This is a genomic window from Pedobacter sp., from assembly GCF_035566355.1.
Taxonomy (GTDB): Bacteria; Bacteroidota; Bacteroidia; order Sphingobacteriales; family Sphingobacteriaceae; genus Pedobacter.
The window spans coordinates 1-15,526 of record NZ_DATMRL010000034.1 but is presented as its reverse complement, the minus strand read 5'-3'; the positions used below and the strand labels follow the sequence as shown (position 1 = coordinate 15,526).

Genomic DNA, 15,526 nt, shown 5'->3' with positions numbered 1-15,526 from the left:
ATACACCTCTCTGTTATTATTGGTCAGGTAGAACAACTCTTAGAAATTGTGATACCCGAATTGATTATAGAAAATATCCCCTTCCAGTTTGTACAAGACAAACTCACGGCAAAGAGTATACTGAATGGTTTTATAGGCATTAGTGAACTAGGCAAGATTATAAAAATCTATTTCTCTGACCAGGAAAGCGCCAGAAAAACAGCCATCAGATTGGTACATCTTACCCCGCAGTTTTATGGACCTGCCATACCTGGTGATGCACAGCTCAGCGAAAGCATCTATGTGCCAGCAAAACAGGCCACACTATACGGATCACTGGTCAAAACACCAGAAAAAAGCGGCAAAATAATACAAGGAAAATACTACCCAAAAGAAGTAATCAAGGCCGATATTAAAGGCAGCGTCATTAGAGCCTTTTACATCAAAGGATTTTTAAACATAGGCAGTTGCATTATAAAACAAGGCCACAAAGCCATGTGGGCAGATGAACACGGGCAAGACATAGGGCATCGGTTAAGATCACAACACCAGATACACCAAGACCTGAAAGGTACTATACACATACCCGAAATTATAGACCTCTTTACACACAATGGAGATACCTATCTGGCTATGGAATACATTAAAGGCGTATCCTTAGAAACGAAGATCAGCACTATTTATCAAGGCAGGCATTGGCAACACCTGGAACAAAAAGCACAACAGCACATCATCAATTACCTGCTGCGGATATTGGAGATCATTGAAAAGCTACATGAGAAAGGCTATATACACAGAGACTTAACCCCAGTAAATTTCATGATCAATAAAAAGGATGAAATCTATTTGATTGATATGGAAATGGCCTATTCAATTGCAGCCAAACACCCCGCTTTTAACGGCGGAACAGAAGGCTTTATGTCTAAAGAACAACATGAGGAAGAAGCACCCATCTTTGAAGATGATATTTATGGCTTTGGAGCCTTGATGATTGCATCATTTACCAATATGCCCCCCTTAAAGTTGGATCGGCAACATGCACAGCAACTCTCCAAATCCTTGACCTACTTTGTAGGCAACGAACGTTTAGCCCAGGTAATTAGCACTTGCTTTGATCAACCAGCCCAAAGGCCGAGCCTTAAACAATTGGCCTCAGAACTGGCAAAGTTTAGAATGACCCTGGCAGATGTAAAAGATAGGAAGGCCAGCGCAACACCTGCAAGGAATACCCAGAGTTTGCACCAGGTTATAGCAAGTGCCATAAACGGCCTGAGTGTAGAACAGTTCTCTACCATAGGCCAAGTATTTGGTGCAACAAAGCAAGCAGAACACGGTGTAAGCAATGTTAAATACATACGCTTTGCCGCCAGCGGCGTACTTTGCCCCATCACGGGTATTTTGGCTCTGCTATCTCGTCCATTTCTTAAAGGAGATCAGGTCCAAGATCTTCGGGAATTTGTTACACCGCTGATGCCCTATTTTGAAAGCTCTTTTTTAAATCGATATCATCCAGAGCAACCAGGTCTTTTAAATGGAAATGCAGGATTGGCTTTAACATTGGGCTATGCCATTAAAGCAAAGCTCCTTCCTGCATCCCATAGCTATAGAGATTATTTAGTGCAATGTTTTAGTACTGATGCCACAACCTTTGATATGGCAGAAGGCATCGCAGGACAAGGCTTAGCCTGGATCTTATTAAAAGACTATATACCGACAGAACTTTTTCAGCAAAAGCTCCAGCATTATACCACCTTACTGCTCCGGCAACAGCAGAAACAAGGAAGTTGGACCATAGACAGTACCCCAGAAGAAAAACACCTTACACTGGGCCTTGCAATGGGCCAAGCAGGTATCGTTTTATTTCTACTGGAATGCTACCAGCTTTTTCCAAATCAAAGTTTAAAACAATCCATAGAAATAGGGATCAACAGTATTCAACAAGAGATAGGAAGAGTAAAAAAAGACGATACGCTGTTTTACGGAAAAACAGGAATAGCCCTACTGTATATCCAAGCATATAAATATTGCAAAAAGGAGGCTTATAAACAAGCAGCAGAAAAAGTCTTAGCTTCTTTACCAAGTTTACAGATCAGGCCAGATTATAGCTTTGCTTTGGGTTTATCGGGATTGGGGATCACTTATGTAGAAGCAGCCAAAGTGTTAGGTGATGAAAGATGGAAACGTGAAGCAGAATGGATAGCCGGATTATGCTTGGCTACCTTTCATCAGGCAGAAGAAGATAAAGGATATTGGAATGTGGATGGAGTAGATAATTATGACTCAGGTTTTTTAACAGGTACTACGGGGGTGATTTATTTTTTAATGCAGTATGCGGATTTGATTAGTAAAGATTCTTTGTAGCTATATAGAATAAAGTCCTTTCAACAGAAAGGCAAAGGGGAATACCGAAAACCTGTAATAGAGTAGGTCCATTTTTAAAAATTAAAAATTTCAGTTATGAAAATTTCAAAAGACATTGCTGGCATTACTATAATGCTGTTAGCAGCAGTAGGTGCATTTGCAACCACTACGCATCAAAGATCTAATACTTATTTCTACCAATCTGGTAGTGGAGGTTGTAAGTCCATTACTCGCGACTTTAGTTGTATCCCAGGTGGAACAGGTTGCACATCTGTTGTAGGAACAGGAGCACAACCTAAACAACTATTCCTTTCACAGTTGACAGTAAATACCTGTAGAACACCATTAAAAGTAGCTTAAATTCAAAAGTCTTTCTATAGAAAAAGGGGCCACCGAAAACCTTAATAAAAGAGTAGGTGAATTTTCTAAACTTCAAACATTAAATGTATGCCGATTTCAAAAAAAATACTGGGTGTTACTACCTTGTTATTAGCCGCAGTAGGGGCATTTGCGACTGCAACACACCAGAGAAATAATACATATTTTTATATCTCTGGGAGTACCGGTAGTCCTTGTAAGCCAATAGATGTAACGTTTGATTGTATTACTGGTGCATCCGGTTGTACATTAACAGTTGGAACTGGTGCGCAGCCGAAACAGCTGTTTCACAGTAAAGCAACTGGAACAAATCTTTGCAGAACCCTTTTACATACATGATAAAAATTGGTTTTTATTTTAATAGTTTACTGTGCCAGAAGGTAAATGCTGGCACAGTAAACTATTTATTTAAAAAGAATTAATTAGAATCTTTAATAACTAATACTTTCATTCTCCTCTTTGCTGGACGTAAATCAAGGCCATTTAAATTTAATGCTTTATTGACAGAAATCAAATCAGTAGATAAAACACTTCCTAATTTTAGATTTATATTTCCAGTTAAACCAGTTTCATTTATAATTCTTGGAGTGTTCAACAAATCATGACCAATAATTCTACAAATATCATCAATCGGTATATCTTGAAATATTCCTACTCGTCCATTAGCCCAATTAAGCAAGCGCTTTTGTTTTTTTTGTAACTCACTAATTTTAGTTTTATCTAGTAAAGTTAATATAAGACATGGCACCTCCCTAAATTCCACTTTTCCGTTATATCCAAAATAGTTTGTCAGGTCACCTTGCATAACTTTCATCATCTTTTCTTTTGTTGCATTTTGATAAGGGATTGTTAAACTATAGGAGTACATATTTTTGGCGTCTCCTCCCGTTGTAAAATTAAATAAAGATGAATCTCTCACTTCCAGAATTGGCCTTGCATAGTAATCAAAATCCGTCATACATGTACCCCTGTAGGCAAAATCATATAAAACATTCAAAGGCATTTTTATGCAAGTAAAACTTGCCTGATGAATTGCCTTTATATTGAAATCAATATCTCCACCGGCATAAGGGTTAGACATACCTGGTTTCCATTCGACTAATAAAGTACGATAATTAAAGGAAGTATCTGTTCCTCCATTATCATTAATTAGAAAAGGTTTATCTGGATTATAAGCTAATTTTTCCCTCTGCATACCTTTAAAGCTCCTATCTTCAACGTCAAAATCTCTTTTTGTAATGAATTTCTTAATGTTATCTTCATTAAGATCATCACTAGAAGTAATGGCCTTAATAATTCCTTCTTTGTCCACCCATATTAAATGTGGAACTCCCTGCCCAGGAGGAATTATTCTTTTCATTGTAGTAGAATCAAAGGCAGCAATTAATTGAAGTTGATATTTAGATTGTAATTTTTCGTACAATGGTTTAATTTGATTTTCTTTATCTGCGTATCCTACTAGAACCATATTCAAATTATCTTTAAATTGCTTCTGAATTTGATTAGTATGTGGGAAACTTTTTATACAACTCATACAGGTTTTACTCCAAAAATCAAAGATTACATATTGCCCTTTAAAATCTTTTACAGAAAGCATACTTTTGGAATAATGTTGAACATCTTGTAAGGTAAAATTTGGACATGGTTTACCAACTTCTGGATATTGCAATTCCCTCTCTTGGGCTTTAATATATATACTTCCCATAACAAGTAATAGAAGTATAATAATGGTTTTATTTATTTTCATGATTTGTTTATTGAAAAGATTCTCTCTTTGGTACTTGAATAGGTAAATACACCCAAAAATTAAAATCCTTAACCGGCAAGCACATTTGTTCATTACAGGCCATGTAAGAAATTTTACAGGAAACTTTTACGGTACCTTTTCCTGTAAAAGCGATATTTTGAACAAAATCCACCTGATCTTTATAATAGTATTGGGTAATATCAAGTACTTCTACTAACTGTTTCTCTTTATTTCCTTTTTCAATAGGCTTTCCCAATAAATGAATACTCTTTGGAAAAGAAAATTCTAACTTAGTGGGAGTAGACAGGGCATCTTTAGGTTGTTGCTGAGCATAAATGTGCCAATCTTTTAAAATTTTGGCTCGTACTATTAATTTATACTCATCATTCCTGTTTTTAATTACCTTGTAGCTCCATTTAACAGGATCTTGAACGATCTGAGAACAAACAGTAAAAGAGATAAATAACGCAGCTAAGAATATAAATGAGGCTTTCATCGTTTTGTATTTAATTATATCCCGTATTTTGAGAAAGATTTACATCATTCTGTAATTCTGTTTGAGGAATGGGCCATAACTGTTTGTAACTACTCCATGTGCCGCCCTTTAATGGACAAACTTGCATCATCACTGCATCAACATTTCCTGTTCTTTTTAAGTCTAACCAACGATGACCATACTCTGTAAATAACTCCACCTGTCTTTCACGAAGAATGACTGTTAGTAAATCCGCTTTATTGATATTCGGATTGGTGTCTTTAATCAAAGTAAGTCCTGCGCGATTTCTAATAACGTCTGTGTCACCAATAGCTCCAGATAAAGTTCCCTGTTGTGCTCTCGCCTCAGCTCTAATTAAATATTGTTCACTTAAACGAAGCGGGGTAGTGTATTCCGTTATAGTGGAAGAACCTTTTTCTTTATATTTATAAGGAAAATAATATACCTGTGTGCCACTGGTAAAGCTACTGATCCAATTAATTTTTCTTAGGTCTCCAGGCTCAAAAGCATTCAATAGCTGAGTACTGACAGTAGCATTATTGGTTAGCCCGCTTGCAGGGACTTTACCTAGATTAAAGTAGGCACCTTCATACGTATTTCCTATACTGGAAGGCATAGGCATCATAATTTGCCATATAGCCTCAGAACTTGTTTTTAGGAATACATTGTTAATAGAGGCAATCTTATATAGTGAAACATAGTTAATTACTTTAGTGGCTTCCTGCTCCGCAGCTGCATAATTGCCAGCATACAAATAAACACGGGCAAGTAAAGCCGCAGCTGCATATTGATTAGGTCTAATCCGATCAGTAGTGGTTGCTACTGACGTTCCATCAACATAATTCACATTCAAATCTGCTTCTGCTTTAACCAGGTCTGCAATCATTTGATTATATAACTGATCTTTCGAAGCATTAGACGCTTTAGAATTGATCGTGTAGTCTGTAGTTGTAACTAAAGGTACATTACCGAAAAGGTTAGTTAGATAAAAAGTCCAATAAGCCCTAATAAATAAAGCCTCAGCCATCAATTGCTTTTTAACAGCAGGACTTAATTGTGTTGAAGTATTACAGCCTTCCCAAACAGCGTTTGCCTGATAGATATAGTTGTAACCAAGTTTCCAATAATTTGGAGTAGTAGCCTCAATAGCATTTAATGCGTTCTTATACATTTGTACCATACTAGTAGAAGTTGAGTAATTTTTTAATTCATCAGCTTCGAGACCAGTTTGTAAAGAAAAAGTATAAGGTAAGGTACTGTCGTTATTCATTCTTGAATAAATGCCCGTTAATGCAGCAATGGCAGATTCATTGTTATCAAAGACTTTTACAGTAACCAGCTGTGTCGTTGGTGGATCAATTTCTACAAATTTCTTACACGATTCTAAGAACAGGCTACAGGAAATGATGAGCATGTAAGCATATATAGTTTTCATAATAATCGGATTAAGGTTAAATATTTTATAAACTAAACTGTACACCAGCTGTGACCATACGTAAGGGAGGCAAAGTAACGAAGCCACCTCCTAAAGTTTCCGGGTCTAAGCCCTTATATCCCGTAATGGTAAACAAGTTTTGGCACTGCATATATATCTTGCCTCCTTTAATAAACCTGATTTGCTGCCATTTATGAGGAAAACTCCAAGCAAGTGAAACATTTTTACACCGGATAAAAGAAGCGTCTGTAATAGTTGCATCACTAGAATTAAATAAACTATTAGTAGGATAAAAAGCCCCCCCGTAATTTTGAGAAAAGGGTTGAAGATTATTAGCAGTTAATATACCCTTGGGCTGGTTACTCATTATACCAGGCATTACACTAAATAAAAAATTTCTTCCTGTTTGCTTGGTGAAAGATAACAAAACATCTAGCTGCCAGCTTTTGTATTTAAACGTATTATTTAAGCCTCCATAAAAATCTTGGCCAGCGAAAATGGGTATCCTATCTTTTTGGAAAGTGATATTTCCGTCTCCATTTTGATCCTGGAAAGTATATAATCCTGTTGATGAATTGATACCTGTATACTGATATAAATAATTAACAAATAACGATTGCCCAATTGCATATTTAGTTGCATAACTTGAAGCCAATATATTAGGGAATGAAACCAGCTTATTTCTAGGAACAGCGATATTAAAAGAACTCTCCCAACTAAAATTTTTATTTTTAAAGTTTATAGTGGTTAAATCGATTTCTATACCCTTGTTTTGTACCACTGCGGGTAAATTTGCCTGAATTTTATCGAATCCGGTCACAGTTGGTAGGCTATATCCTACTAACTGATTACTCGTTCTATTTCTATACCAACTTACGTTTAGGTTAATGCGATCCTTCAATAATCCTAGTTCAATACCTGCTTCAATTTTGTTTACTTTTTCCCAACCATAATATGGATTGGTGAGTTGAGTAGGATATAATCCGTTAGTTCCTTGATAGCTAGTTGAGTAAGAAGAATAGGTACTTAGATATTGATAATCTGGTAATTTGTCATTCCCTGTACTACCAATACTCGCGCGTAGTTTACCAAAACTAATAAAGGGTAAATTCTGAGTAATGAAATTTTCTTTTCCAAATAGCCAAGCTGCTCCTATCGCTCCAAAATTTCCGAATTGTTTACCAGGTCCAAATCTTGAACTACCATCTCTTCTACCAGTTAAATTTAAAATATATTTATCTTCCAGATTGTAACTTATCCTAGAATAAAGAGCATTATAACGATATTGACTATTTGTAGTTTGATTGATAACTGCTATTGAAGCGCCAAGAAGATTTTCAATTAAAGCATCATTTGAAAATCCGATACCAGTCTGTGAAAGTCCTTTTTGTGCATTCTCTTGAAAGGTAGAACCAACTAATACATCTAACTTTCCTCTCCATATATTTTTATTATATGAAACCTGTGGCTCTATAATCCATGTGCTGGTAATACTATTACTTTGGTCATTTTCTCTCCCTAATGTTGGATCAGAATAGTAAATCAAAGTTGCAGGATTTACACTTGTGAGAGGTATTAAACGGAGCTGATTTAATTCATTTCTATTATATCCGAAACTGCTTTTAAGTTGTAATCCTGGTATAATCTGATAGGACAATGCTAAATTTGAAATCAGGTTATTGGTAGTCTCTTTATATGTTTGTAGCGTTGCCGCTAATGGATTAACAAAAGTACCATTAGCCCAATTTAAATTTCCATTTGCATCATATAAAGCTGGAGCATTTGGTGGTAATAAAATATTATTAGCTAAATCTACACTAGGAAGACGATACAGATTCGCGATATAGCCTCCTGAAAATACTGCTTGAAATTTTTTATTCTCCGAAGTATGAGTAATGGTAACTTGTCCATTTCCTTTTGTGCTTTTCTGGTCCCCAGCAAATACGGTTCCTTCACTGCGATAGCCACCACTTAATCTAAATTGTGTCAATTCATTACCTCCAGATAGTGCGGCCTGAACATCGGTTACTTTTGCAGTTCCACCTATTAGAACTTTCTGCCAATCTGTATACCTGTTTTTATCCCAAGTTCCATTCACATCATAATCATAAGAAGCAGGAGTAGCCTTGTCATTATCAAATGCCTTTTGACGCATGGCTAAATACTCAGGGGTATTCAGCAAATCTAATTTACGATCTGGTTTCCCACCCCCAGTATATATATTTACATCTATTTTGCTTTGTCCTGATCGTCCCTTTTTTGTAGTGATCAAAATTACTCCGTTCGCGCCACGAGATCCATAGATTGCTGTTGCATCTGCGTCTTTTAATACTTCTATACGCTCAATATCGTTTAAATTCAAATCATTTAATGGACTCGTATTTCCTCCTGCACCAGTAGATAAAGAGGTCATATTTAAAGGATTTGAATTAAATGGAACACCATCAATAATGTACAAAGGATCATTACCATTCGCAATACTGTTTTGTCCTCTTAATCTCACGGTTACTGATCTACCAGGGGCTCCACTAGTTTGCTGAATAAACAGCCCCGGAACTCTACCTTCTAATGCCAATAATGGGTCACTTACCGGATTCTTTTCTAAATCCACAGCAGAAACAGTAGATACGTTACCCGTGTTCAATTCTTTTGTCGTGGTGTAATATCCTTTATTAATCACCACCTCATTCAAATCACCGGCTTTACGCTCTAAACGTATATTCATATACGTTCTACTGGCTTTTACGGTAACAGGCAAGTAACCTATAAAAGAGATCACTACATCAGTTCCTTCTTCTACACCAGACAAGGAAAACTCCCCCTTACTATTGGTTAACGTTGCTTTTCCATTCGCTTTAACCGTAGCACCAGGTAAAGGCGCTCCTTCTTCATCTACCACTTTTCCAGAGAAGGTAATAGACTTCAAAAAAGACTTTACCTTTTCAAATAAACCAGGTTCTTCTTTTTTTCTGATGGTAATGATTTTATTCTCCAGCTTATAGGTAAAAGGCTGGTCCATGAAAATGGCATTTAATGTTTCTTCAATGTTCGCTTCATTTACCGTAACAGTAACAGGTTTGGCGATGGTTAGCATGGAACTATTGAATAGGAAATTATAGCCGCTTTGCTTACGGATGCTTTGCAGCACCTCTCGTAAGGGTGCATTCTTATAAGATAAACTGATCTTCTGAGAATAGACAGATGCAGAAACGTTTAAACTTAATATCAGCACAACAATAAACAATTTCATGGCTACGCAATATTTAATGATCTGTGGACTAAACGTAGGCCCAGCGCTTTTTTTAAGCCATAGGCGTACTCTTTCAATGAATATATTATTCATATCTTTGGTTGTTAGTTGGTTGGTTAAAATTGGTTGGTTACTCGACTTATTTATACAACACTGACTTTGATAACCGGGGTGTGCAACCACCCCGGTTTATTCAGCTTTTGCATTTTTATTTTTTGTGAGAAAATAATTACGGTTAGCTTCTAATCATAATCCTCCTTCCTTCTAACTTCAGTTTCACATCACTGCCTTGTTCAATGGCTTTAAGTACTTCCTGCAAACTGACCTTTCTTGAAATTTCACCTTCAAAGTTTTGATCCGGGAGTTTGTCGTAATCTACTTCTACATCATACCAGCGGGCAACCTGCGTTAATACAGATTTTAAGCTGGTTTTTGTAAATACAAACAAACCATCCGTCCAGGCAATCACATCAGCCGCATTGACTGAATTTACCTGCAAGTCTGAGGCACTTACGGTTGATTGCTGCCCAGGTTTGAGGATAGCTTTTTTAACGCCCGTTGTCGTCAGTATTTGTACTGATCCTTCGGCTAATGTGGTCTTTGTCGGTTCGTCAGGATAACTGGACACATTGAAATGTGTACCGAGTACCTTAACAGATTGTTGGAGACACGTTACAATAAAGGGATGGCTAGGGTTCTTTGTAATCTCAAAATACGCCTCACCGGTTAAAGTTACCCGGCGTTCTGTTCCGGTAAAATTAACGGGGTATTTTAGGCTACTGGCGGCATTCAAATACACTTTGCTACCATCAGGGAGTATCACCTGATATTGCCCCCCTTTGGGGGTTGTAATGGTGTTTATAGCCGATATACCAGGGGTTTGAACAACAGTATATACTTTTTGGCTACTATCAAGTGCTATTTGTTTGCCACTAGCCAGGGTTAATATCGCCCGGTTGGTACCCGGCGGTATGTCCTTCACGGTAGCATATGTGCTGGAGGTGGTTTTATGGTGGCTAAAGTAAATGGCGCTGGTGGCTAAAACCAAAGCTATAGCCGCAGCACACGCCCATTTATGCGCGGGTTTTAGCTTAAAGGTCTTATGTTCCAGGCCATTCGCTTTAGCCCAAATGCGTTTCTGTAAATCAATGGTAGGTGCAGGGTCGTTATCATTGGCTTGAGCATGACGTTGGTTGTTCCAGCTGTGTACCCATAGTTGTTCCTCTGGAGTACAATTCCCTTCGCTATATCTTTTTAAAATGTCTTCTACTTCTTCAGTTGTCATGGTGCTCTGTACTGCGTTATACAGGTAGGACCGGTAAGTATCAGGTAGGGGTGACAGGAAGAAAAATTATTTTTTTCTTTTAACCGCGCATTAACGTTAGTCTATCCATTTGGGATGTAATTTGCGCCATAATTGCTCGTGTATTGTAATCTGTACCCTAATCGTCAGCATAATTTCAGTGTATGAATTGTATCTGTAAACTGTACCTGCTTGTTCTCCTGTTTACTTTAATTTCATGTGCAAAAGAAAAAGGACCACAAAATTATAGCCTACAAGGCCTGCCCGAAGAAAAGGTTAGAGCCATTACCCAGGGTAATTTTCAAGTGATATCTGTTGCAGGTGGAATTACCGGCTATCCGAGCTATCCAAAAAATCAATTTGTGCGCATTACCGCCGATTCTATAAACTGGTATTCGGGCAATACCAAACAATTCGGCTTGGCTTACACATGGGGTACGATTAGTCTTTACGGCGTAGAGCGTTACGGTCTCACCCCTCATTACGTACCAGACCGGGTAGAGAACGGCAACCTCATACTTGTACAACCTACAGGCGAAGTCACTGGATATGAATTGAAACGTATGTAGCCTCATTTCTCCCTCCCTCCAGATTTAAAAACCAATCATAATTTAGCATGAAGAAACTTCTACTGTTGTTACTGTGCGCAGGCCAGTACACCGGGCAATTGTATGCCCAAGACTCCACCCCAACCGGTGATACGGCCTTTATCCGTAGGGATAAAGCCGGAGGTATTGCCCAGATCAATTTTACACAAGACATGCATCTATCTCGTACCCTTAAAGACGAGGTAACACTGCTCAACAGTATTCTGAAGGCGCGCCCAGGTATAGATGAATACCGATTTGCCAAAAGCAAAAGCGACCAGAGAGGTTATACCCACAAAAAGTACGACCAATATTTTCACGGCGTAAAGGTAGAGGGCGCCCAGTTCATCACCCATAGCATTACCAGCGTAGAGTCGGCCAATGGAAACATCAAAACCATTACCTCAGATTTTAGTGTAGCACCATCTATCAGCCAAGACATAGCGCTCCAAACCGCCATTAACAAAGTAGGCGCAAAGCGCTACAGCTGGCAAGACCTGAGCGCTGCAAAAAGCCAGAACAACGAACTGGCACAACAACCAGTAGGGGAGTTGGTGATCACCGAATCATCAACACCGGGCATAGACACCATTGCCCTTGCCTGGAAATTTCACATTATGGCTACAGAGCCATTTAGTGATGAATTGGTCTATGTAGATGCCCAAACTGGTAACGTGATTGCCTCACTGGATCAAGTGAGGTCTATTAATGCACCCGGAACAGGATATACCTATTACAATGGACTCAGATCTATTGTTACAGATAGTTACGGCGGCGGTTACCGCCTGTATGAAACCAGAAACTCCGTTATTCTGCATACTTTAGACCTTGGCTATAACGCGGCCACCTCAGCAAACCTTGCCGCTGCTCCAGAATGGACAGATAACGATAATACCTGGGCGCAAACAGAACACGGCCCAGAGTGGGATGCAATTTCCGTACACTGGGGCATGGAACAGGTGATGGACTACTGGTATGCAAATGGTAGATCAGGCACCAATGGCAGCGGAGGAACACCCACCGCATACGCGCATTGGGCCACACCGGTCAATTCAGGATTCATTTCCAGCTTAAATGTATTGGTATTTGGCTCCCCTGGTGCTTATGGCCCATATTACTTCAATCCAATGACCACCTTAGATTGTATTGGACATGAAACTGCACATGCCATTGCCTACCAAGAGGCCAATTTGGTGTATGCAAAAGAATCTGGAGCAATTGACGAAGGACTTGCCGATTTCTGGGCAGCTGTTATTGAATCAGTAAAATTACCAACAGCCTCTAAATGGTCTATGATGGAAGAAGCAGGAACAACACCGCTTCGCTATATCAATAATCCAAAGGCCTCTATCGTGGTGCCACAACCAGATACCTATAATGGTCTCAATTACTTTGCCACCGTAGGTTGCACCCCCTCAAGTGGCGGTAGTGGAAATGACGGCTGTGGTGTGCATAGAAACATGAGCATCATCAGCTATGCACTATACGTATTGTCAGATGGCCGTAGCGGCACAAATGACCTTGGAAATGCCTATAACGTAACCGGTATTGGCATTACTCAGACCGCAGCAATTGTATATTACGCAGAGGTGAATTACCTGGTGTCCGGTAGCAGTTTTGCCAATTTCCGCGATAATATGATACAAGCAGCTAGGGTACTCTATGGTACTGGAAGCTGTCAGGAAGTTTCAGTTACCAACGCTTTTTATGCCGTTGGCGTAGGGCCAGCCTACGTACTTTCTGGCACCATGTCTACTGCACCGGCAGGTATATGCAGCTCTGCTACGTACAGCATGACCAGCGTATCCCCAGGTGCATCTGTAAGCTGGAGTGTAGCCCCTACCGGCTCCGTAACCCCATCAACCGGTACAGGTACCTCCATTACCTTAACACGTGTGGGTAGTTCTAATGCCACCGTGAATGTAACCGCAACCATAACCAATGCCTGTGGAGGTTCTACCAATGTAAGTAAACAAGTACGTGTAGGCCTGGTTAACGATCCAGTTCCGAGTGCTGTAGCCCATCCTTCTACTTGCGGATGGAACATTAAGGGAACCATGAACCCTACAGCAACTGCCTACCAAATGAGTACCGATGGAGGTACAACATGGATAACCTGCCCAACCGCCTATAACGCCACCTTGGGCGCAACAGAGTACTATGTGTATCAGGACGTACCAGGTCCAGCTACTTATACGTGTAAACTACGTGCGGTAAATTCATGCGGTACCACTACAGCCGTTACCCGCAGTTGGACCGTAGCCCGTCGCTCTGGAGACTGTCTGGAACGTAGGGCCAACCCCGATGCAAATAAGGATACCACCACCGCAGATAGCAAACACGAAATGCCCGACCAGGTGAAATCGGTGTCGAACATTTCGCTGAAAGTTTATCCAAATCCAAGTACAGGACAGCTTACCTGCGATTTGAGTAACGCCGCTACCACCAGCAAAGGTTTAAAGGAAATCAAAATGATCCGGGTATTCTCCAGCGCAGGGGTAAACTACCAGGTGATACGTTATCCCGCTAAAACCACAAAAGCTACGGTAGATATCAGCAAAAATCCGGCAGGTACTTATTGGATAGAGATCAGTGACGATGTGCAGAAAGAAACGCGGAAAGTGATTTTACAAAAATGATAATTTTGTTGTAATTGCTTATACCTGAGAAAGAAAGAAGGCTCCCATGCATGGGAGCCTTTTATTTTAAAACAATGCCGTGAGTTTAGAACGCAAAATCTTTAATGCTCTGGTCATTTGTGTTTTTACCGTGTTTTCTGAAACATGCGTAGCTTTGGCAATCTCTTTACGGGTAATGTTCTCCGTCCGGCTCATTTCATAGACCTCGCGCATTTTGGGCGGAAATGTAGCAATGGCAGCCTCTATACGTTGCCGCATTTCGCGTTCCAATACCAGCTCGTCTGTGGCACATTGGCCAGTATCTATAAAATCTTTTAAAGAAGCCACATACTTTGCCCGGTTCTGATCTTTATAATAGGCCTTTATGACCCTATTCCGGATGGCATTGTACAAATAAGACTGGAGGGAGGAGGTAATGGTAATCCGGTCCATATTGGCCAGTAAAGAAGCAAATAGGTCTTGTACCAGGTCTTCAGCGGCTTGCTGGTCACGGATTAATTTTCTGGCGTAATCGTATAAACCTGCCCAATGCCGCAGGTAAATTTCCTCTAAAGCGGCTTTATCCTGCTGGCTCAGTTTTGCTGCCAGTTCAGTATCGGATAGGGGTCTGTACGCATTCATTAGTTTTTTGGTTAAACAATTACATGCTGTTACCTAGGGATGGATAAGTAAAGTTAGATACAATAAATACGAAATACAAGGGTATAGCAGATGTAAAGATGTTGAAATAAAAAAAGCCCCAAGAATGGGGCCTACGCTGTAAAGATAAAATAGATCCTTTATTCTCTTAGTGGCATCATCTGCCAGTATTCATTATTTTTTTCTTGTTAATTTCATCGTAGCTGTTTGGGTGCTTGAAAAAGAATTTTTCATATTTACTTAAAGCAATAACTATTGCCAAATAAAGAACGGTAGTAATAAATATCGTGATGCAAAGTAGATGCGATTTTGATGTCATGTAAATTCCCAAATAGATCAAAGCGATAAGCAGGATTATACGCCGAACTGCCCAACGATTAAAGGTGTAGGGCGCAAAATTTTTTTGTTTCCATACCGCAGAGAAAGCAATGGCTCCATTGATCACAAATACGGGCGTTAATGCCAGTGAGATATAATCGTCTAGGCTGAGTTTTAATAAATTGATTTCGATGGGTTGGTTATGGAGCATTTCTTTCCAAATGATTAGCCAGGAATTAAATACCAAGCAGATTAGGATTATGACTAGAAATACCCTGGTCCAAATTAAATTTTTTAGCATAGATTCATTTTTTAATGATATAGTTACTTATTGGCTATATGTAGGGTAGCCCGGCTTATTCTCCGTGGTCTACAATGTATTTACCACGATACA

At 39.3% G+C, this 15,526-nt stretch carries 11 protein-coding genes; 4 read left to right on the top strand and 7 right to left on the bottom strand.

The features are described 5' to 3' along the window. On the top strand, window positions 1-2,340 hold a 2,340-nt coding region (locus VNZ46_RS01165), incomplete at its 5' end, for a lanthionine synthetase LanC family protein (RefSeq protein WP_325558237.1). A gap of 96 nt (window positions 2,341-2,436) precedes the next feature. Continuing rightward, window positions 2,437-2,700, top strand: a complete 264-nt coding sequence (locus tag VNZ46_RS01160; RefSeq protein ID WP_325558235.1) for a hypothetical protein — start codon at window positions 2,437-2,439, stop codon at window positions 2,698-2,700. Window positions 2,701-3,136: 436 nt separating this feature from the next. Here VNZ46_RS01160 and VNZ46_RS01155 read toward each other — a convergent pair whose 3' ends face one another. The 5 genes from VNZ46_RS01155 to VNZ46_RS01135 form a co-directional block, all read right to left on the bottom strand. Continuing rightward, window positions 3,137-4,465, bottom strand: coding sequence for a redoxin domain-containing protein (locus VNZ46_RS01155; RefSeq protein WP_325558234.1), 1,329 nt, complete (start codon window positions 4,463-4,465; stop codon window positions 3,137-3,139). A gap of 7 nt (window positions 4,466-4,472) precedes the next feature. Further along, window positions 4,473-4,961 carry a protein-disulfide reductase DsbD domain-containing protein gene (locus VNZ46_RS01150; RefSeq protein WP_325558232.1) on the bottom strand — a complete coding sequence of 163 codons (489 nt, stop codon included), beginning with the start codon at window positions 4,959-4,961 and terminating at the stop codon, window positions 4,473-4,475. A gap of 10 nt (window positions 4,962-4,971) precedes the next feature. Further along, window positions 4,972-6,396 carry a RagB/SusD family nutrient uptake outer membrane protein gene (locus VNZ46_RS01145; protein ID WP_325558231.1) on the bottom strand — a complete coding sequence of 475 codons (1,425 nt, stop codon included), beginning with the start codon at window positions 6,394-6,396 and terminating at the stop codon, window positions 4,972-4,974. Window positions 6,397-6,421: 25 nt separating this feature from the next. Next, entirely contained in the window at window positions 6,422-9,739 is a 3,318-nt protein-coding gene (locus tag VNZ46_RS01140; protein WP_325558229.1) for a SusC/RagA family TonB-linked outer membrane protein, read from the bottom strand. Window positions 9,740-9,881: 142 nt separating this feature from the next. Next, on the bottom strand, window positions 9,882-10,931 hold the full coding sequence (locus VNZ46_RS01135; RefSeq protein ID WP_325558228.1) for a FecR family protein: 1,050 nt from the start codon (window positions 10,929-10,931) through the stop codon (window positions 9,882-9,884). A gap of 182 nt (window positions 10,932-11,113) precedes the next feature. Between VNZ46_RS01135 and VNZ46_RS01130 the strand changes: the two genes are divergently transcribed. After that, window positions 11,114-11,518 (top strand): hypothetical protein, encoded by a 405-nt coding sequence (locus VNZ46_RS01130; RefSeq protein ID WP_325558227.1) that lies wholly within the window; start codon window positions 11,114-11,116, stop codon window positions 11,516-11,518. 47 nt (window positions 11,519-11,565) lie between these two features. Then, window positions 11,566-14,175, top strand: a complete 2,610-nt coding sequence (locus VNZ46_RS01125) for a M4 family metallopeptidase (RefSeq protein ID WP_325558225.1) — start codon at window positions 11,566-11,568, stop codon at window positions 14,173-14,175. Between the two features lie 66 nt (window positions 14,176-14,241). Here the strand turns inward: VNZ46_RS01125 and VNZ46_RS01120 are convergent, their stop codons facing one another. Continuing rightward, window positions 14,242-14,796 carry an RNA polymerase sigma-70 factor gene (locus VNZ46_RS01120; RefSeq protein ID WP_325558224.1) on the bottom strand — a complete coding sequence of 185 codons (555 nt, stop codon included), beginning with the start codon at window positions 14,794-14,796 and terminating at the stop codon, window positions 14,242-14,244. Window positions 14,797-14,971: 175 nt separating this feature from the next. After that, window positions 14,972-15,343: a hypothetical protein gene (locus tag VNZ46_RS01115; protein WP_325558223.1), complete on the bottom strand. Its 372-nt coding sequence runs from the start codon at window positions 15,341-15,343 to the stop codon at window positions 14,972-14,974. Window positions 15,344-15,526 lie beyond the last annotated feature (183 nt).

Coding starts and splice junctions, on each gene's coding strand:
- VNZ46_RS01155 (WP_325558234.1), bottom strand. CDS start 4,465: ATGAAAATAAATAAAACCATTATTATACTTCTATTACTTGTTATGGGA.
- VNZ46_RS01135 (WP_325558228.1), bottom strand. CDS start 10,931: ATGACAACTGAAGAAGTAGAAGACATTTTAAAAAGATATAGCGAAGGG.
- VNZ46_RS01130 (WP_325558227.1), top strand. CDS start 11,114: ATGAATTGTATCTGTAAACTGTACCTGCTTGTTCTCCTGTTTACTTTA.
- VNZ46_RS01140 (WP_325558229.1), bottom strand. CDS start 9,739: ATGAATAATATATTCATTGAAAGAGTACGCCTATGGCTTAAAAAAAGC.
- VNZ46_RS01125 (WP_325558225.1), top strand. CDS start 11,566: ATGAAGAAACTTCTACTGTTGTTACTGTGCGCAGGCCAGTACACCGGG.
- VNZ46_RS01120 (WP_325558224.1), bottom strand. CDS start 14,796: ATGAATGCGTACAGACCCCTATCCGATACTGAACTGGCAGCAAAACTG.
- VNZ46_RS01115 (WP_325558223.1), bottom strand. CDS start 15,343: ATGCTCCATAACCAACCCATCGAAATCAATTTATTAAAACTCAGCCTA.
- VNZ46_RS01160 (WP_325558235.1), top strand. CDS start 2,437: ATGAAAATTTCAAAAGACATTGCTGGCATTACTATAATGCTGTTAGCA.
- VNZ46_RS01145 (WP_325558231.1), bottom strand. CDS start 6,396: ATGAAAACTATATATGCTTACATGCTCATCATTTCCTGTAGCCTGTTC.
- VNZ46_RS01150 (WP_325558232.1), bottom strand. CDS start 4,961: ATGAAAGCCTCATTTATATTCTTAGCTGCGTTATTTATCTCTTTTACT.